General features: G+C 44.4%; 19 protein-coding genes and 1 tRNA gene. 16 read left to right on the forward strand and 4 right to left on the reverse strand.

The window, feature by feature from the left end:
• Positions 1-61 precede the first annotated feature (61 nt).
• On the reverse strand, positions 62-2,290 hold the full coding sequence (gene katG / locus AZ46_RS01010; protein ID WP_029282352.1) for a catalase/peroxidase HPI: 2,229 nt from the start codon (positions 2,288-2,290) through the stop codon (positions 62-64).
• Positions 2,291-2,567: 277 nt separating this feature from the next.
• Here katG and AZ46_RS01015 point away from each other — a divergent pair, with 277 nt between their 5' ends.
• The 9 genes from AZ46_RS01015 (at position 2,568) to AZ46_RS01050 (ending at position 10,061) form a co-directional block, all read left to right on the forward strand.
• Positions 2,568-3,551 carry a TAXI family TRAP transporter solute-binding subunit gene (locus AZ46_RS01015; protein WP_029282350.1) on the forward strand — a complete coding sequence of 328 codons (984 nt, stop codon included), beginning with the start codon at positions 2,568-2,570 and terminating at the stop codon, positions 3,549-3,551.
• A gap of 61 nt (positions 3,552-3,612) precedes the next feature.
• The gene (locus AZ46_RS01020; RefSeq protein WP_029282348.1) at positions 3,613-4,119 is read left to right on the forward strand and encodes a DUF1850 domain-containing protein; all 507 of its coding nucleotides are present in this window, start codon (positions 3,613-3,615) and stop codon (positions 4,117-4,119) included.
• A complete protein-coding gene (locus AZ46_RS01025; RefSeq protein WP_029282346.1) occupies positions 4,112-6,076 on the forward strand; it encodes a TRAP transporter permease in 1,965 nt (654 codons plus the stop codon). Before AZ46_RS01020 ends, AZ46_RS01025 begins: the two co-directional genes overlap by 8 nt.
• A 62-nt stretch (positions 6,077-6,138) precedes the next feature.
• Complete coding sequence (locus AZ46_RS21825; protein WP_158001591.1) at positions 6,139-6,300, forward strand: hypothetical protein; 162 nt, start codon at positions 6,139-6,141, stop codon at positions 6,298-6,300.
• A 119-nt stretch (positions 6,301-6,419) separates the two neighbouring features.
• Entirely contained in the window at positions 6,420-6,827 is a 408-nt protein-coding gene (locus AZ46_RS01030; RefSeq protein WP_029282344.1) for a hypothetical protein, read from the forward strand.
• 110 nt (positions 6,828-6,937) lie between these two features.
• A tRNA-Val gene (locus tag AZ46_RS01035) sits at positions 6,938-7,009 on the forward strand.
• Between the two features lie 146 nt (positions 7,010-7,155).
• Positions 7,156-7,746 (forward strand): Imm64 family immunity protein, encoded by a 591-nt coding sequence (locus AZ46_RS01040; RefSeq protein ID WP_152554695.1) that lies wholly within the window; start codon positions 7,156-7,158, stop codon positions 7,744-7,746.
• Between the two features lie 304 nt (positions 7,747-8,050).
• Positions 8,051-9,424: a VWA domain-containing protein gene (locus AZ46_RS01045; RefSeq protein ID WP_029282340.1), complete on the forward strand. Its 1,374-nt coding sequence runs from the start codon at positions 8,051-8,053 to the stop codon at positions 9,422-9,424.
• Positions 9,425-9,764: 340 nt separating this feature from the next.
• Positions 9,765-10,061 (forward strand): hypothetical protein, encoded by a 297-nt coding sequence (locus AZ46_RS01050; protein WP_051865061.1) that lies wholly within the window; start codon positions 9,765-9,767, stop codon positions 10,059-10,061.
• Here AZ46_RS01050 and AZ46_RS01055 read toward each other — a convergent pair whose 3' ends face one another.
• Complete coding sequence (locus AZ46_RS01055) at positions 10,062-11,057, reverse strand: LacI family DNA-binding transcriptional regulator (protein WP_029282336.1); 996 nt, start codon at positions 11,055-11,057, stop codon at positions 10,062-10,064.
• 215 nt (positions 11,058-11,272) lie between these two features.
• On the opposite strand from AZ46_RS01055, the gene AZ46_RS01060 reads away from it, so the two are divergent.
• The 7 genes from AZ46_RS01060 to AZ46_RS01090 are packed head-to-tail and all read left to right on the forward strand — an operon-like array spanning position 11,273 to position 19,874.
• Complete coding sequence (locus tag AZ46_RS01060; protein ID WP_051865065.1) at positions 11,273-12,274, forward strand: TRAP transporter substrate-binding protein; 1,002 nt, start codon at positions 11,273-11,275, stop codon at positions 12,272-12,274.
• 15 nt (positions 12,275-12,289) lie between these two features.
• A complete protein-coding gene (locus AZ46_RS01065) occupies positions 12,290-12,811 on the forward strand; it encodes a TRAP transporter small permease (RefSeq protein WP_029282333.1) in 522 nt (173 codons plus the stop codon).
• Positions 12,812-12,829: 18 nt separating this feature from the next.
• Positions 12,830-14,125 carry a TRAP transporter large permease gene (locus AZ46_RS01070; RefSeq protein ID WP_029282331.1) on the forward strand — a complete coding sequence of 432 codons (1,296 nt, stop codon included), beginning with the start codon at positions 12,830-12,832 and terminating at the stop codon, positions 14,123-14,125.
• 24 nt (positions 14,126-14,149) lie between these two features.
• Positions 14,150-16,549, forward strand: coding sequence for a glycoside hydrolase family 31 protein (locus AZ46_RS01075; protein WP_051865068.1), 2,400 nt, complete (start codon positions 14,150-14,152; stop codon positions 16,547-16,549).
• Between the two features lie 4 nt (positions 16,550-16,553).
• Positions 16,554-17,963 carry a glucuronate isomerase gene (gene uxaC, locus AZ46_RS01080; RefSeq protein ID WP_029282325.1) on the forward strand — a complete coding sequence of 470 codons (1,410 nt, stop codon included), beginning with the start codon at positions 16,554-16,556 and terminating at the stop codon, positions 17,961-17,963.
• Between the two features lie 5 nt (positions 17,964-17,968).
• Positions 17,969-19,051: a mannonate dehydratase gene (uxuA, locus tag AZ46_RS01085; RefSeq protein WP_029282323.1), complete on the forward strand. Its 1,083-nt coding sequence runs from the start codon at positions 17,969-17,971 to the stop codon at positions 19,049-19,051.
• The gene (locus tag AZ46_RS01090) at positions 19,029-19,874 is read left to right on the forward strand and encodes an SDR family oxidoreductase (RefSeq protein WP_029282321.1); all 846 of its coding nucleotides are present in this window, start codon (positions 19,029-19,031) and stop codon (positions 19,872-19,874) included. Before uxuA ends, AZ46_RS01090 begins: the two co-directional genes overlap by 23 nt.
• A 128-nt stretch (positions 19,875-20,002) precedes the next feature.
• Here AZ46_RS01090 and AZ46_RS20880 read toward each other — a convergent pair whose 3' ends face one another.
• Both AZ46_RS20880 and AZ46_RS01100 read right to left on the reverse strand, forming a co-directional pair.
• Positions 20,003-20,875, reverse strand: coding sequence for an NTTRR-F1 domain (locus AZ46_RS20880; protein ID WP_051865071.1), 873 nt, complete (start codon positions 20,873-20,875; stop codon positions 20,003-20,005).
• A 115-nt stretch (positions 20,876-20,990) separates the two neighbouring features.
• Positions 20,991-21,419 (reverse strand): hypothetical protein, encoded by a 429-nt coding sequence (locus AZ46_RS01100; protein WP_029282313.1) that lies wholly within the window; start codon positions 21,417-21,419, stop codon positions 20,991-20,993.
• Positions 21,420-21,440 lie beyond the last annotated feature (21 nt).

Consider the following 21,440-nt stretch of genomic DNA (forward strand, 5'->3'; position numbering starts at 1 on the left):
TTTTGTATGAAAAACATAAATAACCCGGTGGACTTAAAATCCACCGGGTTTAATCCTGTCGTTATTGTTTTACATCAAATCGGTCAGCATCCATTACCTTCACCCAGGCAGCAACAAAGTCATTCACAAATTTCTCTTTGTTGTCGTCTTGAGCATACACTTCCGCAAGTGCGCGGAGGATGGAGTTGGAGCCGAAGACAAGGTCAAAGCGGGAGGCGGTGCGCACCACTTCGCCTGTTTTGCGGTCACGGCCTTCATACTGGTTAAAGCCGGCCGGTTTCCATTCAATGCCCATGTCTAAAAGATTGACGAAGAAGTCATTTGTTAATTGACCGACGCGATCTGTGAACACGCCATGCTTTGTGCCGCCATGGTTTGTCCCAAGAACACGCATGCCTCCAAGAAGAACGGTCATCTCCGGTGCTGTCAGACCAAGAAGCTGTGCTTTATCAACAAGCATTTCTTCAGGGCTGATGGAGTATTCCGCTTTCTGATAGTTGCGGAATCCGTCCGATACCGGCTCGAGCACTTCAAAACCTTCAACGTCTGTTTGTTCTGCAGTGGCATCTCCGCGGCCAGGTGTAAACGGAACGACAACATCAAAGCCTGCATCCTTCGCTGCCTTTTCAATGGCGGCACTTCCACCGAGAACAATCAGGTCGGCAAGGCTGACTTTTTTGTCAAGCTGGCTCTGGAGGCTTTCATAGGCATCAAGAGCTCTTGCCAGTTCGGCAGGCTCATTTGCTTCCCAGTCTTTTTGAGGAGCGAGGCGCACGCGGGCACCATTTGCTCCGCCGCGCATATCGGAACCGCGGTATGTGCTGGCAGAAGCCCAAGCCGTTTTAATAAGCTCACTCACGGAAAGACCTGAGTCTAAGATTTTTTCTTTTAAGTCTAGAATTTCAGCGTCAGACAATGTGTAATCAGCTGCCGGAACCGGATCCTGCCAAATAAGATCTTCCTGCGGCACTTCAGGACCCCAGTAGCGAACTTTTGGTCCCATGTCACGGTGAAGCAGCTTGAACCATGCGCGTGAAAATGCATCTTCAAACTCTGCCGGATTTTCATAAAAACGGCGTGAAATTTTCTCGTAGTCCGGATCAGTACGGAGTGCCATATCTGCTGTTGTCATCATCGTTTTCACTTTGATGGATGCATCTTCCGCATCAGGTGCCATGTGATCTTCTGGAAGATCCACTGCCTCCCACTGATAGGCACCGGCCGGGCTCTTAGTCAGCTTCCACTCATAGCCTAACAGCTGCTCGAAATAACCGTTGTCCCATTTCGTCGGATTAGCTGTCCAAGCGCCTTCAACTCCGCTTGAAATTGTATCGCGGCCTTTTCCTTTGCCGTGTTCACTCAGCCAGCCGAAGCCTTGCGTTTCAAGTGTTGCTGCTTCAGGATCATCTCCGACAAGAGACGGATCACCTGCGCCGTGAGCTTTACCGAATGTATGACCGCCGGCAATCAGGGCGACGGTTTCTTCGTCATTCATACCCATGCGGTAGAATGTATCGCGAATGTCACGGGCACTTCCCTGTGGATCCGGCTTGCCGTTCGGGCCTTCAGGGTTTACATAGATAAGTCCCATCTGAACGGCTGCAAGAGGATTTTCCAGCTCCCGGTCTCCTGAATAGCGGTTATCTGCGAGCCATTCCTTTTCATTTCCCCAGTATACGTCTTCTTCAGGATGCCAGATGTCCTCACGGCCGGCACCAAATCCGAAGGTTTTCAGTCCCATAGACTCAAGTGCCACGTTTCCAGTCAGAACAAGCAAATCTGCCCAGGAAATTTTGTTCCCGTACTTCTGTTTGATCGGCCACAGAAGGCGGCGGGCTTTGTCCAGGTTTACGTTATCAGGCCAGCTGTTCAGCGGAGCGAAACGCTGAGAGCCGAAAGCACCGCCTCCGCGGCCGTCAGCTGTCCGGTATGTACCGGCTGCGTGCCAGGACATGCGGATGAAGAAAGGACCGTAGTGACCGTAATCAGCCGGCCACCAGTCCTGGCTGTCTGTCATCAGATTATGAAGATCTTGCTTTAAAGCATCATAGTCGAGTTTTGAGAACTCTTCTTTATAATTAAAGTCCTCTCCGAACGGATTAGATTTTTTATCATGCTGGCGAAGGATGCCAAGGTTCAGCATATTCGGCCACCAGTCTTTGTTCGTTGTACCGTGCGGACTTCTTGAAGTCGTGATCGCGCTGTCTGCGTGACCTCCCTGAGCTCCAGTAAAAGGGCACTGGCCTGCAGCTGTGTGGCTCTTTTGATCTTGGCTGTTGTTTGATTCCATTTTCATTTCCCTCCCGATAAAGTCATTTAAGAGTACTTGCTTTTAATGATTGTGACTATTCAGATGAATATAATCATTATCAGTTTATAATTATACTAAATAAAAAAATAATAAGAAAGCAATATGACTCTCAGAAGTGAACTATTTTTAATTCATGCAAAATGTATAATCCTGTTGTTTTAATTTTAAGAATTAATTGACAATTATCTTTCCTGCTATGTTAATATAAAAATGGTAATATTACAAATTTATGACAAATAGAGGGGGAGAGAAAGACATGAAAAAATATTTGCTCGTTGTAATGATGCTTGCCGTTGCCATGATTGCAGCTGCCTGTGGAGGCAGTGAGGGTACAAGCGGCTCGGGTGGAGGTTCAGGAGAATCAAAACCTAAGACGCTCCGTATTCTGACAGGAGGAACAGGCGGTACATATTATCCTCTCGGCGGATCTTTCGGTGATATTATCTCTGACAGCACAGACTATAAAGCTACGGTTCAATCATCCGGGGCTTCTGTTGAAAACATGCAGACATTAAAAAGCGGCGACGCTGAAATGGCATTCTCTCAAACGGACATTGCCACTTATGCCCTTACAGGCGAAAGCATGTTCAAAGACAACAAAATTGACAACGTTCTTGGCATTGGAACACTTTACAATGAGACAGTTCAGCTGATCACAACAGATAAAAGCGGTATCAAATCTGTTGAAGATTTAAAAGGCAAAAAAGTTTCAGTAGGAGCAATCGGATCTGGAGCTTATCTTAACGCCGTTCAAATTCTTGAAGTACACGGCTTGACGGTAGAGGATATTCAGGCGCAGAACCTCTCATTTGATGAGTCTACTGAAGGCATTCAGGGCGGAAGCATCGATGCGGCGTTCGTTACGGCAGGAACTCCGACTGCTGCAGTTGAAACCCTTTCAGCTCAAAACAAAGTAGTTGTTGTACCGCTTGAAGAAGATAAAGTGAAAGCGCTGATTGAAAAATATCCTTTCTACTCTGAGGATGTTGTTCCAAGCGGCACATATAAAATTGGTGAAGACGTGAACACAGTAGCTGTCAAGGCGATGCTTGTTGTACAGGATGAGCTTGATGAAGAGCTCGTTTACGAGATCACAAAATCCATTTTTGAGAACACAGACAAAATTGCCCATGCAAAAGGAAAGCTGATCAAAGCAGAAACAGCGCTTGACGGTATTGGCGATTTGAAACTGCATCCTGGTGCAGAGAAATACTTTAAAGAAAAAGGCGTATTGAAATAAGAGGATGTGAGATAGGCCGCAGATTTCTGCGGTCTATCACTTCATTATGGAGGAATAAGGGATGAAAAGAGTGCTTATATCCGTCCTTGTCTCAATCATCGTGCTCATTTTCATCAGCTTGTTGCCTTTTTTTAAGGCCGTTGTCTTTCAATATGAAGATACTGGCCGTCTGCTCGCATATCTTATGATGGAAGATGAGGATCACTTTCAGATGAAATACACCCATTCTATTCATCTGACCGATGTTATTGAGACTTACAAAGTATCTGAAGGGGAAATCAGACAAACTGAACTTTCCTATGAAACGTTTGCTGTCGGCATGCCTTCAGGACCAGAAGGCAATGAAACATTCGAGAGAAAAGACGGAAAATACATTCTGTCAAATATGGACAGAAGGTTTCCGTTCATCGATCTTGCCACAGGACAAGTTGTCGCAAACCACAGAGTCATCCTGAATGGGAAGGAATATGAACTGAACGATTACATAAGACCGGGAACATGGGTCAGAATCAGCTGCAGCAAAATGAGTCTTTTTCAGCTTTTGAAAGGAGTGAAAATCAATGAGTGAGGAAAACAAAACGTTATCAGCAGAAGAACAGCAGGCGATTCTGGAAAAGTATGACCCGGAATCTGCTACCAGAAAGCTCACAGGCATCGTAGCATGGATTGTCTTTTTTGGGCTGCTTGCTTTTTCACTCTTCCAGCTATACACAGCCATTGTTTCTGTCTTTACCGCGCAAATCCAGCGCTCTGTTCATTTAGGCTTTGCTTTATCACTAATCTTTCTCTTATTCCCGATGACGAAATCTAAAAAAAGAACGGGAAGGTGGCAGGTCAGTCCCCTTGATATTGTTCTTTCGCTCCTGAGCATTGCGGTAGGTGCGTATTGGCCATTATTTATGGGGGATATCGCCATGAGGGTCGGCATCCTGACATCTACCGATTTTGCCATCGGCCTGATCGCCATTCTGCTCGTACTTGAAGCGACAAGACGTGCCGTTGGACTGCCGATTACGATCATTGCCGTTATTTTCATGCTTTACGGATTGTTCGGACAATATATGCCGGGCTTCCTGCAGCATGGCGGACTGAGCCTTGAGCGCCTTGTGCAGACCATGTTTTTTACAACCGAAGGGATTCTTGGAACACCTCTTGGCGTGTCTGCCACATTTATCTTTTTATTTCTTCTGTTTGGTTCGTTTTTAATCCAGACAGGTGTCGGTCAGTATTTTAACGATTTATCTGCAGCAATTGCAGGCAAGCGCGTCGGCGGACCTGCGAAAGTGGCGATTTTCTCAAGCGCCCTGCAGGGGACGATCAGCGGAAGCTCTGTTGCGAACGTTGTAACATCGGGTTCATTTACTATTCCGATGATGAAAAAGCTTGGCTACAAAAAAGAGTTTGCCGGAGCAGTTGAAGCGGCCGCATCTACTGGCGGACAGCTGATGCCGCCAATTATGGGAGCAGCTGCGTTCCTGATGGTCGAATTTATCGGCAACGGTATTACTTACTGGGACATTGCAAAAGCGGCAGCCATACCAGCAGTTCTTTACTTCACCGGCGTCTGGATCATGACCCACTTTGAAGCGAAAAGACTCGGTCTTAGAGGATTAAAAGACGAGGAAATGCCAAACCGGAAGGAAGTCGCAAAGAAAATCTACCTGCTGCTTCCGATTGTGGCAATTGTCGTACTCTTAATGAGCGGAGTACCCGTTATGCATGCGGCGCTTTATTCCATCCTCATAGCTATTGCAGCAGGGATGTTCAACAAAGATACCCGAATGGGACCTAAAGCGATTGTGCTGGCACTTGTAGATGGAGCAAGATCTGCGCTTTCTGTTGCCGCTGCAACTGCTGCAGCTGGAATCATTGTGGGAATTGTCACAAAAACAGGACTCGGGCTAACACTCGCCAACGGCCTCATTGATTTGGCAGGAGGCGCTATTATTCCAACGCTGTTCCTCACAATGATTGCAGCCCTTATACTCGGGATGGGCTCACCTACAACAGCAAACTATGTCATCACATCAACGATAGCGGCCCCGGCGATAATCTTCCTTGGATATCCGGACCTGTCAGCTCATTTATTTGTATTCTACTTCGGAATTATTGCTGATATTACGCCGCCGGTTGCACTAGCTGCAATCGCTGCAGCAGGAGTATCAGGGGGAGAACCGATTCGTACCGGAGTACAATCTGCAAAACTGGCCATCGCAGCATTCATCATTCCGTACATTTTCGTTCTCCAGCCGCAGATGCTGCTGATTGATACAACGCTCCCTGAAATTGCGTGGGTAGTCTTCACGGCTGTTTCAGGAATGATCGCGATCGGAGCCGGGATGATCGGTTTCTGGATGAGAAAACTGCACTGGATTGAAAGACTGCTTGCAATTGCAGCAGGTCTGCTCCTGATTTATCCGGAAGGTGTGTCTGATACAATCGGATTAATTATTTTTGGCGGATTGTTTGCTGTGCAGGTGTTTTATAAGAAAGACAAGGATCAGAGTATAGCAGGGCAAGCATAAATGAATTAGTTATTAGATTGGTTCTAAAAAAAGGACATAGAGCAATAATAGGTGGTGCTATCTTGAACTGGTTTCTTCCAATCGGCTTATCTATCGGAACTTTCATAGGGCTGTATTTATCAACTCAATCGTTTCTACGCTCCTTAACCGGAGCACTGGCAGCATGGGCAGCCGGCTTCATCCTTTCTCTGATTTTAAGAAAACAGAAGGGTGCAGGGAAGTAATAGGGGAAATTTTTCACACCGACTGCATCGCCACCGACCTTTTAAACATTTAGATGTGAAGTTGGTCATGTAAATTATTGTCTGGGAAATAAGTCGAAAGATGGAAGAGGAAATCCTACATGCATTATACTCAAGAAGACTTTACGGAAGAACTATTACAGACAATATCTTCAATTGAAAAAGAACTGCTGGACTTTTCAGAAGACTTTCTGGATAAATATGATCCTGAGCTGGTGCGTAAATACAAAATGGAAGCAGAGTTTGAACTGAGCGGGACTCACCCATTTAAACCTGGCTATCACTCAGCTGTTTCAGTTCTAATTGCTGATGTAGAAGATTCTATGCTCATCCGCACAATATCCATTTGGAGCTGTACAGCTCATTTCTTAGGTATTCCGGTTTCAGCAAAAATAATAGGAAGCAAACTGGTCGGGGAACTTCTTGATAATTCTGCAGAATCTGTGAAAAATGAGCTGAGAAGTTTTATTAGAGAGAATATGGGGATACAAGATAAAAGAATGGTATAACACTGAGCTGCTGCCATCAGTCATATAAACGAGGAGCGTGCGCAAAAAATTATTGACTTTGCGCACATATCCTCATATAATAAAACTTGTCAGCAGCACTTACATATTGCGACTTGTTAGCTCAGTGGGAGAGCACTTCCTTGACAGGGAAGGGGTCGGGGGTTCAAGTCCCTCACAGGTCATAACGTTTGAAAGAGTTTCCCGGAATGGGGAGCTCTTTTTTCTTGTTTTCCTCTAGTTTTGTGGAAGATTTTATACAACAGCCAATAGACACTTGTTTATAGGTGAAATAAATTTTAGTCATTAATGAAAAAAGGTCGTGTGCAAAATGGGTGGATTTTTTTCAATTGGTATCGTTTATTCAGGAGTAATGAACGTCCATAGGATAGAAGAATTAATCAAGTACCTAAAAGAAAATTATAATGCGTGCAGCCTGAGTCTAGAATACTCGATGAATGAGAACGGTGAGTATTGGGAAGAAACAAATCAAATCATCACTAGTACAATAGAGAGATTTTCAAGGTCTTACTATGGAATTATGAATCTAAAAGTCGTGTTCTTAGGTTTGGATGGTTTAAACTTAATGATTGAGAAAATAATTAGCAAGCATTTCTTCGGATTTTTATTATGTTTCAGAAATGATGAAATCTTTTTGAACAAAATGGATAAAGAATATATAAAAATATCAGTAGTAAATGAACTGATAAGAATGGGTGAATCGTTGGATTTCTCATATGCAATTGCAGGGTTAGATGCTGAAATTGAATACTCCCCAGAGGAATTTAACAGTTTCAAACATCTCCACTCACTATCGGTCATTAAAAATCATGGCCATTATGAAATTCGGCACGGTGAGTTCCAATTGGACGGAATCTCTTTTCAAAAAGAACAGGTTGAAGTGATAATGAAAAGCACCTGATGCATGGAAAATGCATTGGGTGCTTTTTTATTAATCATCTTATATAGAAGTATAGTTTTTTGAAAAAGCATCCGACTTTCGAACCGCCAAATCGCCTATTGGAATTTTTTTCTGCTAAGGGGTGTAAAAGTCATGAAGAAGGGTAATAAATGGATGGTTCATTTTTACTGATTTTGTTCCATTTGCTAATTATTTTCCATTTCGTCTTTTTTCCCATTTTCATCAAAGGTATAATTTAAAAGTCTTTTAAAAGACCTGGAATTATTCCTTAATGATAGAAAAAATTGATAGGAGAGTGGTAAGTATGAAGAGTACTAAGAGGGCTTGTCTTATGCTGCTTTCAGCTCTTTTCGTCTTTTTAGCGCTTGCAGCATGCGGAGGCGGGGAACAGGCTTCCGGCGGAGAGGATAAGAAAGAGAATGCTAAAAAGGAAGAAGCGGCTTCTGAAAAAGAAAAAGAGGACGAAGTTGAAATAGCAGGCAGCGTTGAGGACATTGTAAAAGAAGAACCTGGAAAATACTCAGGGAATGCTTACAATAAAGCGGTTATACATAAAGCTTTAGATGAAAAGTCGTTTGCGGATAAAGACAGCTTTCAGATTTACCGCGAGCTGCTCAATCTGGTGAACGAAGGGGAAAACTACAAGCCATTTTATGACTTTTATAAAGAATTCAACCCGAGCATTGAGACCTCTTTAAGCAATATGCCCGGAGGAATGACGCTAGAGAACGGTGAGATTGGACTTAATACGAATATCTCAATCCTGCTTGATGCAAGCGGCAGTATGGCCCAGAAAATTGGCGGCCAAACGAAAATGGATCTGGCAAAAAAAGCTGTAAATGACTTTGTTGCTTCCATGCCTGAAGGAGCGAACGTGTCACTTAGAGTTTATGGTCAGGAAGGCAGCAACAGCGACAGTGATAAGAAACTTTCGTGCGACAGCACAGAAGTGGTCTATGATTTGAAGCCTTATAATGAAGCAGACTTTAAAGATTCACTTGGAAAGTTCAAGCCAACTGGCTGGACGCCAATCGCTAAAGCCATTTCAGAATCAAAAGCAGACTTTGAGAAATCAGATAAGCAGGGACAAAATATTATTTATGTAGTTAGCGACGGGATTGAAACATGTGACGGAGATCCTGCCAAAGCAGCAAAAGAGCTGCATGATTCAAACATTGAAGCGGTTGTAAATATCATCGGTTTTGATGTGGACAGCAATGGTCAAAAACAGCTCATGTCTGTAGCTCAGGCAGGCGGCGGACAGTACGAAACGGTTGATACGGCTGAAGATTTCCAGGAGTTATGGGAAGATGAACGCCAGCGTCTGTGGAACGAATGGTGGGACTGGGGCAACAAAAACTGGAATAAAGTATGGGAAGAGCAAAGCGAAAAGCAAAATGAGCTCTATGAGAAAAAAAGAGATTTGACGAACATGATTTACGAGGAGAAAAAGAGACTGAATGATGCAGCTTTATATCTCCAAGAAAAAGAACAAATTGAATATGATGTTCGCCAGGAGGTAACAAGCTTAGTCGATCAGCGCCATGAAATCCTCAAAGATTATGCTGAAGATACGCACGAAACAATGCTTGATACAGTTAAGACCGAAGGCGAAGACCTTAAGGATTCCATTCAGGAGAAAAAAGAGGAAATGACGGATAAATACAAGAAAAATTAGGTTTTTCTTTCCATAAAATTGTTCAAAATCAGACAAGGCCGTAAATTGCCTTGTCTTTTTTTCTTCTTAATAGAAAAGCGCTGCAAAGCAGTACCTCAAAAGGCTCCAATTAGAGCAAGAGGCTTGCTTACAGTCCGAACGGTGAGTTTAACAATCTAAATTTCACGGTCTAACAATCCAAATCAAGCATCTAACAGTCCAACCAAGCTTTTTAACAATCCAAACCAAAAATCGTTTTCAAATGCTTTACAAATACTTATCACGTTTTCCCTGGTAACTCCCGCTTACTGGAAATATAATAGATGTATGCTTCCTACTAACCAATTGCGAGGGGATATTCGTGGAAAACAGGGAACTTCTGCTGGCCATTACAGAATTGAAATCCAGTATGGACAAACGGTTTGATGCACTTGAAAAACAAGTAGATTCTAGACTTGATAAGGCAGAGGAACAGCTGTACAAGCTTTCAAGGGCCATACATTCAGGCGGAGATGACCACGAAGAGGATATTCATAAACTTGGTGAAGAAGTAAGAGATTTGAGATTGTCAGCAAAGTATTTACTGTCTAAGATCAGTGAGCATGACGTGGAACTTTACAAAGCAATGAATATGCTGAAAAACACCTCCGATGAATAGTCAGAGGTGTTTTTTTGGAGGGGCTGCAGATTTTCCTGCTGCAAGCTCAGGTTCCATCAGCTGAGTATGGCTGATGGAATCCGGCTGCTGAATAAGCGACAGAAGGGACGAGACCATCTTTTCTGCGAGGCTGTCAATCGGAACACCGACGCTTGTCAGCTCGGTTTCAAGGCTTGCCATCTGCGGGATATTGTCGTAGGAAATGACAGAAAGGTCTTCGGGAATCCGGATGTTCAGCTCTTTTGCCGCCCGAAGGATCCCGACACTGATGTCATAGCTTCCGCTGATGAGAGCTGTCGGCTTCGTGTCAGTGAGAAGCTTCTTTGCTGCAAGGTAGCCGTCATACCAGCCAAGTCCGTTTGTACTGCCAATTCTTTCTTCACTAACCGAAAGCCCGGAGAAATTCATTGCTTCATAGAACCCGCTCAGTTTTTCCTCTTGGCGTTTATCGCCCGGGTTTGTGCTTCCGATGAAGCTGATGCTAGAATGGCCGAGCTCTGTCAGATGCTGTACGGCCAGATGAATGGCCTTCCGGTGATTAACATCGATAATCGGATGGACGTGTTCACCTGAAACTCCGTACGTAAGGATGGGAACAGACGCAGCAGCCTGCGGTGGCAGTTTCGTTTCCTTTCCTTCTTCAAAAATAACGATGCCGTCAACCTGAAATCCTTTGAACATGCCGACAGCTTTATCAGCGGCGTCTACAGAGAGGATCATAAAGTAATTTTGGGCAGTAACCAGCTCATTTATTTTTGACACCAGGGCAGTCAGTGCGGCGCGGTCAATGGCAGGCCAGACGAGCCCGATTGTTCTGCTTTTTTTTGAAACAAGGTTTTTTGCTGCGAAGTTTGGTGTGTATCCAAGCATTTCTGCTGCCTTGAGAACTTTTTTTTTCGTGTCAGGCTTTACAAGGGGGCTGTCATTTAAAGCCTTTGAGACGGTAGAGTAGCTGACTCCTGACTCTTTTGCTATGTCTTTAATCGTTACACTCATAAGAAATCCTCCAAAAGGAATTGTTGAAAATTTTCGGAATACGCTTTATACTTAGCAATAACAACGTTGTTACTAGTAGTATAGTACAATTTCTGCTGAAAAGACATGAATTTAGCGAAAAATAACAACGTTGTTATTTTTGTGGGGTGAAATAACAACGTTGTTAACAAAAATGTAATCGCTGTCAAAGGGAGATCATTCAGGGGGGATGGGAATTGAAGAAATGGATTTTACTTGCTGCCGCTTTGCTGCTAGTGTCGGCTGTTTTATCGGGATGCGGCTCAAAGGCATCAGGAAGCGGAGTTATTACTATGAGGCTTGCCCACAATCAAAGCGAAACGCACCCAGTGCATAAATCATTGGCAGAGTTTGCAAGATTAACAGAAGAGAAGACCGGAGGAGAAGTCAAGATTCAGCTGTATCCTAACGGGCAGCTTGGATCGGAGAGGGAAGTTATTGAACTGACACAGACCGGTGCGGTTGATGTTGCTAAGGTTAGTGCAAGTGCCCTGGAGAGTTTTTCAGAAGTATATTCTCTGTTCAGCCTTCCATATTTATTCGATGACCGTGATCATTACTATAAGGTGATGAACAGCAGTATAGTGGATGGAATCTATGAATCTACTAAGGATATTGGTTTCAGAGGCGTAACCTTTTATGACGGGGGTTCAAGAAATTTTTACACGAAAAAGCAAGCCATTATGCATCCGGATGATCTGAAAGGAATGAAAATTAGGGTACAGCCGAGTGCAACGGCGATTAAAATGATTGAATTGATGGGCGGATCCCCAACACCCATGTCTTTTGGAGAAGTATACACTGCTCTTCAGCAGGGAGTTATAGACGGTTCGGAAAACAATGAAACTGCTTTAACGGATAACAATCACGGGGAAGTTGCAAAAGAATATTCCTACAGTGAACATGCTATGGTGCCTGATATCCTGATTATGAATCAGGCAATATGGGAGGAACTTTCAGAAGAGCACAAAAAAGCGATTTCTGCAGCTGCGAAGGAATCTTCTGCTTTTCATAAGATCGTTTGGGAAAAGTCTATTGCCAAAGCAATAAAGGATTCAAAAGAAAATGGTGTGACGTTCAGCAATCCTGACAAAGAGCCATTCCAAAAGGCAGTGGAGCCGCTTCATAAAGAATTTGCCAAGAAGCAGTCAACGGCAGAGTATTACAAAAGGATCCGCGAAGCTTCCGAAGGCGAATAGAGGAGGGGAAAGAAAATGAAAGTGAGAAAAACAGTTGATCAGACGATCGCTTTTGTAACGTGCACAATGCTCGCTTTTATGGTACTTACTGCAGTTTGGCAGGTGTTTACAAGATATGTTCTGAATTCACCAAGTACAGTATCCGAGGAAATCCTGAGATATTCCCTGATTTGGGTTTCCATGCTTGGTGCTTCTTATGCTTTCGGAAAGAAAAAGCATATTGCGATTGAACTGCTGGCAGAGAAACTGCCAAAAAACAAAGCACTTGCATTAAGCATAATGATTGAAACTCTTATTCTTTTGTTTGCAATGCTTGTTATGGTGATTGGAGGATCAAGAATCGTTGCACTGACAATGGCACAGTCCTCAGCATCATTGGGATTGCCGATGGGATATATTTACCTTTCGCTGCCAGTAAGCGGAGTACTGATTATTGGGTACAGCCTTATGACGATTTATGAAGCCGCTTTCAAAAAGAAAACAAATCTATATGCTGATCATCTTGATACAGCTTCAAATTCTGGAATAGAGGGCTAATCAAAAGGAGTGATTACATTGACCTTAACAGCGGGGCTACTATTATTGAGTGTGTTTTTCGTCCTTTTAGTTATTGGAGTGCCGATTGCCATAAGCATTGCTGGAGCATCCATTGCAACAATGCTGATTCTGTTTCCGTTTGATGTGGCTGTGTTTACTTCTGCGCAGAAAATGGTAACCGGGCTCGACAGCTTTGCATTACTAGCCGTCCCTTTTTTCGTGTTGTCTGGAATCATTATGAATAACGGGGGGATTGCAATCCGTCTCATTAATCTGGCCAAGCTTCTTGCGGGAAGGCTTCCGGGGTCCCTGGCACACACGAATGTCATGGGAAACATGCTTTTCGGATCGATTTCAGGGTCGTCTGTTGCTTCTGCCGCAGCAATCGGGGGCGTGATGTCTCCGCTTCAGGAAAAGGAAGGATATGATCGTACATATTCTGCGGCTGTTAACATTGCATCTGCACCAACGGGACTCCTTATTCCTCCAAGCGGACTGCTGATCATTTATTCGCTTGTGAGCGGAGGGACGTCTGTTGCGGCGCTGTTCATTGCCGGCTACATCCCAGGAATTTTATGGGGACTTGCAACAATGGCCGTTGCATACTTTATAGCAAAAAGAAAGAACTATCCAGTGGCTCGAAAGGTGACGTTTAGCCAGGGATTCAAGGTGTTTCTGGATGCCGTTCCCAGTCTCCTGCTGATTGTCATTGTTCTTGGCGGAATTATAGCAGGTGTTTTTACGGCTACTGAAGGAGCAGCGATTGCCGTTGCATATTCTTTTATTCTTTCGGTCATCTACCGGACATTCAGTTTTAAGCTGCTTCCGAAAATGCTTCTTGAAACGGTGGAAGTCACAGCTGTCATTATGCTGTTGATCGGAACATCAAGCATGTTATCCCTGGTTATGTCCTTTACGGGTATTCCTGAGGCAATAAGCGCTGGTCTGCTGGGATTGACAGACAGCCCAATTATTATCTTGCTGATTATGAATATCATTCTTTTAATCATTGGAACCTTTATGGACATTACACCTGCGGTCCTCATTTTTACACCAATTTTCCTTCCTGTTGTATCAGCGTTCGGGATGGATCCGGTTCATTTTGGCATCATGATGGCATTTAACCTTTGCATCGGGAATATTACGCCGCCGGTTGGAAGCGCGCTGTTTGTAGGGTGCAGTGTTGGAAAAGTGAAGGTGGAGCAAGTATTTAAACCGCTGCTCCCTTTTTACGGAGCCATTATCCTCGTCCTTTTAGCTGTAACGTTCATTCCAGCGCTCAGCCTGAGCCTGCCGAAACTGTTTGGATTATAACTATATCAGAGAGAAGGGATAGCGTTGACTATTCATGAAGCATATCAATTTAACTTAATAGAAGAAGACCGGAATATCCTGACCTTTCAGCATGAACAGATAAAAGCACATGTCTTTATTTTGGAAAAGGATATTATGCGGGTGCTTTTTACAGAGAATAACCGATTGAAATTGAAGCAAACATGGAGCATTGCACCTGGAATGGAAGATGTGCCATATGAAGGGCGTGACAGATTTGATGTGACCGGATTTTCTCTTCCTGACTACGAATGCATTCATTCCGGTACTTCAGTGACTGTGGAGACTGACTGTCTTCGGATGGTTATTGATTTGAACGGCTTCAAAGCCAGCTGGTTTGTCAAAAAAGGGGAAGAGTGGGTACTGCTCGCAAAAGACCGATCTACACAGGCGTATCACTTCGATTATTCCAGAAGCAGCGGGCCTGCTCATTATCTAGAGCGTAATTTGGAGGAACAGTATTTTGGATTCGGTGAAAAAACAGGCTCTGTGGACAAGCACGGTAAACGGTACCGCATGCAGACAATTGATGCAATGGGGTACGATGCGGAATACACGGATCCTCTATATAAACACATCCCATTCTACATGACAAGAAATCAGCAGACGGGTGTCACATTCGGCCTGTTTTATGACAATCTTTCCAGCTCCATTTTTGAAATGGGGTCAGAGCTTGATAATTATCACGGCCTGTACCGCTACTTTCAGGCGGAAGACGGTGATCTTGACTACTATATTCTGGCTGGTCCGAGGGTGCAGGATGTAACGGAACGATTTGCCTGGATGACAGGCAAGACCATTATGCCGCCGAAATGGAGTCTTGGCTATTCAGGTTCTACTATGAGCTATACAGATGCACCAAATGCACAGGAGCAGCTGATGGAGTTTCTCGAGTTATGCAGGAAGCATGATATTCTGTGCGATTCGTTCCAGCTTTCATCAGGATACACTTCTATTGAAGATAAACGGTATGTGTTTACATGGAATGAAGGGAAATTTCCGGATCCTGGGCAATTAATCCGTGATTTCAAGGAGAATGGCTTGAAGCTGTGTGCCAATATTAAGCCGTGCCTGCTGAAAGATCATCCCGTCTTTCATGAACTTTCAGAAAGAAAGATGTTTATAGAAAATAAGTTGTCCCAAGAGACTGAAATGGCTCAGTTCTGGGATGAAACCGGAGCGTATCTGGACTTTACCAATAAAGAAACGTACAGCTGGTGGAAGGAGCAGGTGAAAGAGAAGCTTCTCTCATACGGCATTGATTCAACCTGGAATGACAACAATGAGTTTGAGATCTGGAGCAGGGAAGCTGTCTGCAGCGGGTTCGGGGAAAGAATTGATTTTGAAGCAATCCGTGCGCTTCATCCGCTCCTCATGATGAAAGCATCTTATGAAGCCCAGCTTGATCACAATCCTGAAATGAGGCCTTACTTGATTTCACGTTCAGGAAGCCCCGGTATGCACAGATACGTCCAAACCTGGACGGGAGACAACCGCACAAGCTGGAAGACGTTAAAGTACAACATCAAAATGGGAATCGGGATGAGTCTTTCCGGCCTGTATAATTTCGGGCATGATGTAGGGGGATTTTCAGGTCCTGCTCCGGAACCCGAGCTCCTTGTCAGATGGATACAAAATGGCATCATGCACCCGAGATTTACGATTCATTCCTGGAATGATGACCAAACAGTAAACGAGCCGTGGATGTATCCGGAACTGCTTCCTGAAATCAGGAATCTGATTAAATTCAGAACAAAGCTCCTTCCGTATTTTTACACGGCTCTCTATGAGGCTCATGCAGAATACAAGCCTATGATCCGGCCGACGTTTTATGAATTTGAACACGATGAGCAGACATTTAGAGAAAACGACGACTTTATGGTGGGGGAAGCTCTATTGGTAGCGTCTGTAGTTGAAAAAGGAAGCAGAGCGCGGGGTGTTTATCTGCCTGAACATACAGCAGGCTGGTATGACGTTCATACAGGTGAATGGTATGAAAGCGGCCAAACAGCTGTGATTCCTGCTCCGCTTGACTATGTGCCATTGCTTGCAAAAGCCGGCAGCATAATCCCTGTAAACACGGCGGATGTAACATTTTCCGATAAAAACAAAGATGAGCGGGCATTCTTATTATTCCCTGCTAAAGATAAAGGTGAATCTTCTTTCAGACTGTATGAGGATGATGGGGAAACCACTCTCTATAAAGATATTTTTACTTATGTAACTGTTGTAATGAAAACGACGGATACAGACATTTTTATTACGGCAGAAAAAGAAGGTTCATATGTGCTGCCTTATGAGACGGTGGCATTCCTTCTTCCGGAGAACGAAAGCAGACGGCTTATTGTAAATGGAAATAAATGTGCGAGCGGGGAGCAAGTTTTGCTTTCTGGGAGAGGAGCCTGATTATATGAAGCCTTTTATGGATGAAGATTTTCTTTTAGATTATGAGAGTTCGAGAATACTCTATCATGAGTTTGCAAAAGAGATGCCGATCTTTGATTTTCATTGTCACCTCAGCCCGAAGGAAATTGCGGAAAATAAACAGTTTCGCAGCCTGACTGAAATTTGGCTGAACGGCGATCATTACAAATGGAGAGCACTGCGTGCAAATGGGGTACATGAAGAGTTGATAACAGGAAACGGAGGGGACAGGGAAAAATTTAATGCATGGGCAGAAACCATGCCTTCCTGTCTTGGAAATCCCCTCTATCACTGGACTCACCTTGAGCTCAAGAGATATTTCGGAATTGACCTTCTTTTATCAGGGGATACAGCAGATGAAATATGGGAGCGCGGAAATGCGATGCTGAATCAGAATGACTTTTCTGCGCATTCGATCTTAAAGAAATTTAACGTCGAGGTAGTCTGCACAACAGACGATCCTGCAGACAGCCTGGAATACCATAAGCAAATTAAACAAAACCCGGGGGTTGAAACAGAAGTACTGCCGACATTCCGACCGGATAAAGCGGTTGAAATTGGAAAAGAGGAATTTACAGAGTATATCTCCAAGCTGTCTTCAGCTTCTGGAGTGGAGATTGTATCCTACAAAAACCTTTTGCAGGCACTTGAAAACAGAGTGGATTTCTTTCATGAGGCTGGGTGCAGAATCTCTGACCACGGTCTTGAACAGCTTTTCTATGAACAAACAACGTTTGAAGAAGCATCAGCCATCTTTGAAAAAGGAATGAATGGACAGCGACTATCCTTTGAAGAAGAAAAGAAGTATAAAACATATACTCTGATACATTTAGGCAAGCTGTATCATTCACGTGGGTGGGCCATGCAACTGCATATAGGGGCCCTGAGAAATAATAATGAAAGAATGCTGAAGAAGCTCGGTCCTGATTCTGGCTTTGATTCAATGAAGGATTTTGAGCTTGCAGGACCGTTAAACCAATTTCTCAATCATCTTGACCGGGACAGCGAACTGCCAAAAACGATTATCTATAATCTCAATCCTGTCCATAATGAAATGATTGCCTCAGCAATCGGCAATTTTCAGGGGGCAGGGACAAAAGGCAAGGTTCAATTCGGGTCCGGCTGGTGGTACAACGATCAGAAGGACGGCATGATCCGTCAGATGAAAGATCTTGCCAATATCGGTTTCATCAGCCATTTTGTTGGCATGGTGACAGATTCGCGGAGCTTTCTTTCCTATACGAGACATGAGTATTTTCGCAGGATCTTATGTAATCTGATTGGCAGCTGGATTCATAAAGGCGAGGCACCCGCAGATTATGAATGGATGGGGAAAACCGTTCAGGATATATGCTATTACAATGCCAGAAATTACTTTGACATTAAGAGAGGATGACATAAATGGAAATGACATTTCGCTGGTACGGAGATCAGGATCCTGTTACGCTGCAGAACATCAGGCAAATTCCGGGGATGAAGGGAATTGTTTCGGCCATTTACGACATTCCCGCCGGGGAAGCTTGGCCGTATGAAAAGATAATGGAATTAAAAGAGAAAATCGAGAAACACGGCCTTACGCTGAGTGTGATTGAAAGTGTACCCGTTCATGAGGATATTAAACTTGGTCTGCCTTCCCGTGACCGGTATATTGAGAACTACAAAACGACCATTCGAAATCTAGCAAAAGCGGGAGTTAGCATCGTCTGCTACAATTTTATGCCTGTTTTTGACTGGACGCGTTCATCCCTCGATTTTGAGCTGCCTGACGGATCAACAGCTTTGATTTACGAAGAAGAAAAAGTAAAGCAAATGGACCCGCTCCAAGGCAAGCTGTCACTTCCGGGCTGGGATTCAAGTTATGAGCCTGAACAGCTGAAAAATCTTCTATTAAGCTATCAAAGTGTCTCAGAAGAGCAGCTTTGGAACAATCTTGCTTATTTCGTAAAAGCCATTATGCCGACAGCGGAAGAGGAAAATGTGAAGATGGCCATCCATCCGGACGATCCGCCATGGTCCATCTTCGGCCTTCCAAGAATCATAACGGGCAGGGAAAATCTTGAGCGGTTTACCGCACTATATGACAGTCCGAGTAACGGATTATGTCTTTGCAGCGGTTCACTTGGTGCGAATCCTGAGACTGATCTTCCAGAATTGGCACGTTACTTTGGCGGGAAAGAAAAAATCAATTTCGTTCACCTGAGAAATGTGAAATGGACAGGAGAAAGATCCTTTGAGGAATCTGCTCATTTATCTTCTGAGGGTTCTCTTGATATGTACGAGATTGTCCGGGCGTTGCGTGAAGTGGATTACACAGGGCCGGTGAGGCCCGACCACGGAAGAATGATCTGGGGAGAAACCGGGAAGCCGGGATACGGCTTATACGATAGAGCGCTTGGAGCAACTTATTTAAACGGACTGTGGGAAGCGGCTTCTAAGGAGAAAGGCAGACAGGAGGCCGGCAATGAACATACCATTTCAAGTTGATCTAAGCGGAAAAACGGCAGTTGTCACAGGAGGAAGCGGAGTTCTCTGCAGCCAGTTTGCAAAAGCACTTGCAGCATGCGGGGCAAATGTTGCAGTCATCAGCAGAACACAGGAATCTGTTGATTCGGTTGCTTCGGAGATTCGTTCAGCAGGAGGACAGGCCATTGCTTTGTCAGCTGATGTACTTGATAAAGATAGTCTTGAAAAAGCCAACGAAGAAGTAATCCGTTCATTCGGTCCGTGCAGCATCCTGATCAATGGAGCAGGCGGAAATCATCCTGCAGGCAATACAGATAAAGAATATTTTGAGAGAGAAGATGCAGATAATCCCGAAATCCGGACCTTTTTTGATCTTGACCCTGCTGGCATAAAATCAGTATTTGATTTAAATTTCTTAGGCACGCTGCAAACAACTCAGGTGTTTGCGCGTGAAATGGCAGAAGGCGGCGTTATCATTAACGTATCTTCTATGAATGCATTCACGCCATTAACGAAAATACCTGCTTACAGCGGAGCAAAAGCATCCATCAGTAATTTCACGCAATGGCTTGGAGTGCACATGTCAAAAGCGGGAATACGCGTTAATGCAATAGCACCGGGGTTTTTTCTGACCGAGCAAAACCGGAGTCTGCTAACAAAAACAGACGGAAGCTATACGGACCGGGCAATAAAAATCATTAGTCAGACACCGCTTGAGAGATTCGGTGACCCGGAAGACCTTAACGGAACGTTGCTGTGGCTTGTCAGTAATGAAGCTTCAAGGTTTGTTACGGGAACAGTCATTCCAGTAGATGGAGGATTTTCAGCCTATTCCGGAGTTTAAAGAGCCCTTAAAGGGTTCTTTTTTCGATTAAAAGAGAGAAAGAATTAATTAAATCAGATCACGGCTATGACCATACAAAAAATGACCTGGAACGAGTCCAGGTCACTTCTGTAAAAATTTGCTTCAGATCACGGCCCAGTTGGTCCCGTAGGTCCAGCAGGTCCGGTCGCGCCTGTAGCACCTGTAGGTCCAGCAGGTCCGGTCGCGCCTGTAGCACCTGTAGGTCCTGCAGGTCCGGTCGCGCCTGTAGCACCTGTAACGCCGGCAGGTCCGGTAGCGCCCGTGGCGCCAGTAGCTCCAGCAACACCAGTGACACCAGCAGGTCCAGTAGCTCCATCAGCACCAGTGACTCCAGCAGGTCCCGTAGCTCCGGCAGGTCCCGTGACTCCACCAGCAGGTCCCGTAGCTCCAGCAGGTCCCGTAGCTCCAGCAGGTCCCGTAGCTCCAGCAGGTCCCGTAGCTCCCGCAGCCCCCGTGACTCCGGCAGGTCCAGTAGCTCCGGCAGGTCCAGCAGGTCCAACTCCGCCACCTTCCATGAAGAACAGGGAAATGTCATCAACAATGATGTCAGCAGATCCTGCAAGAGGCAATTTGTTCAGTAGAAGTAATGCTTGCGTTGTGCCTTCTGGTGCTGCTACGGTATTTTCGTAGATATTGCGCCATTGAAACTGGCTTGCATCAGGAATTCGGTTAGACGGTATATTGATGATTGTTCCGTATCCCAGAAAGTTAAATGCCTCATCATAAAAACCAAGCGTTACTGAAATGAGAGGACTGGGAGAAGCACCAGCTTTTGCAAGCGAAATTCCCAATAAAAAAGTCTCACCCGGGTTCGCTTCGACAAATTGATAGAGAAATGCGTTGGCATTTCCGCCTGTTAATCTGGCTGCTGCGAAACCGCTGTGAGAAAATTGTGTGGTAATGACAGCGTTGACAGCTGTCCATGGAGGAAAGCTTCCTGTTTCAAAGCTATCATTATTAATTCTGTTTTCAATACTCATTTAGTAACCTCCTTTCTATCTTTCATTTTTTGCTTTACATGAAGTAAAGCTTTTATAGCTTATGAGATTGAAAGATTTGTGACCGTGCGTTTTCCTTAGGGTCTTTGCCCTTATTTCATTTTATTTTTTCCCCGAGTTCCAATAGGACCGCATACATTGTCTTCGTTTGATCATGAAAGCCCGCAGGTTCGTTCTTCTGTTTTTTGAAGTAATCAAGAAATCTCTTCTTTTGTTTCGGTTTCTGACTGCTTAGTTCATTTACATCTTTTAGAAAGCTTTCAGCGATTTCTGAATCAGCAATGATCATTCTCACAATGACATGCAATGTGCTTTCAATAGCAGCACGTGTGACAATTTCGTCCTGCAGCATGAGAGTGTTTGCATCAATCCCTGTATCGTCAGCCTCTTTTTTTCCTTGAGGCTTGAGAACCTTTCCTGTCTGCTCTATTTTTTCCTGGAGATGTTTTTTCGTTATAGTTGGCACTCTGCTGTAGTCCATATGCTGATCATAGTTTGCAAATAGATCGTTTATTCTTTTATCCACGCTATTCCCTCCCTTCAAAAG

This window comes from Metabacillus indicus LMG 22858 (assembly GCF_000708755.2).
In the GTDB taxonomy this organism is placed as follows: Bacteria; Bacillota; Bacilli; order Bacillales; family Bacillaceae; genus Bacillus_P; species Bacillus_P indicus.

Bases quoted from the DNA above. Each gene is read 5' to 3' on its own strand.
- AZ46_RS01065 (WP_029282333.1), top strand. From the start codon at position 12,290: ATGAAAGTGAGAAAAACAGTTGATCAGACGATCGCTTTTGTAACGTGC.
- AZ46_RS01015 (WP_029282350.1), top strand. From the start codon at position 2,568: ATGAAAAAATATTTGCTCGTTGTAATGATGCTTGCCGTTGCCATGATT.
- uxaC (WP_029282325.1), top strand. From the start codon at position 16,554: ATGAAGCCTTTTATGGATGAAGATTTTCTTTTAGATTATGAGAGTTCG.
- AZ46_RS01055 (WP_029282336.1), bottom strand. From the start codon at position 11,057: ATGAGTGTAACGATTAAAGACATAGCAAAAGAGTCAGGAGTCAGCTAC.
- AZ46_RS01090 (WP_029282321.1), top strand. From the start codon at position 19,029: ATGAACATACCATTTCAAGTTGATCTAAGCGGAAAAACGGCAGTTGTC.
- AZ46_RS01030 (WP_029282344.1), top strand. From the start codon at position 6,420: ATGCATTATACTCAAGAAGACTTTACGGAAGAACTATTACAGACAATA.
- katG (WP_029282352.1), bottom strand. From the start codon at position 2,290: ATGGAATCAAACAACAGCCAAGATCAAAAGAGCCACACAGCTGCAGGC.
- AZ46_RS01045 (WP_029282340.1), top strand. From the start codon at position 8,051: ATGAAGAGTACTAAGAGGGCTTGTCTTATGCTGCTTTCAGCTCTTTTC.
- AZ46_RS01025 (WP_029282346.1), top strand. From the start codon at position 4,112: ATGAGTGAGGAAAACAAAACGTTATCAGCAGAAGAACAGCAGGCGATT.
- AZ46_RS01020 (WP_029282348.1), top strand. From the start codon at position 3,613: ATGAAAAGAGTGCTTATATCCGTCCTTGTCTCAATCATCGTGCTCATT.
- AZ46_RS01040 (WP_152554695.1), top strand. From the start codon at position 7,156: ATGGGTGGATTTTTTTCAATTGGTATCGTTTATTCAGGAGTAATGAAC.
- uxuA (WP_029282323.1), top strand. From the start codon at position 17,969: ATGGAAATGACATTTCGCTGGTACGGAGATCAGGATCCTGTTACGCTG.
- AZ46_RS20880 (WP_051865071.1), bottom strand. From the start codon at position 20,875: ATGAGTATTGAAAACAGAATTAATAATGATAGCTTTGAAACAGGAAGC.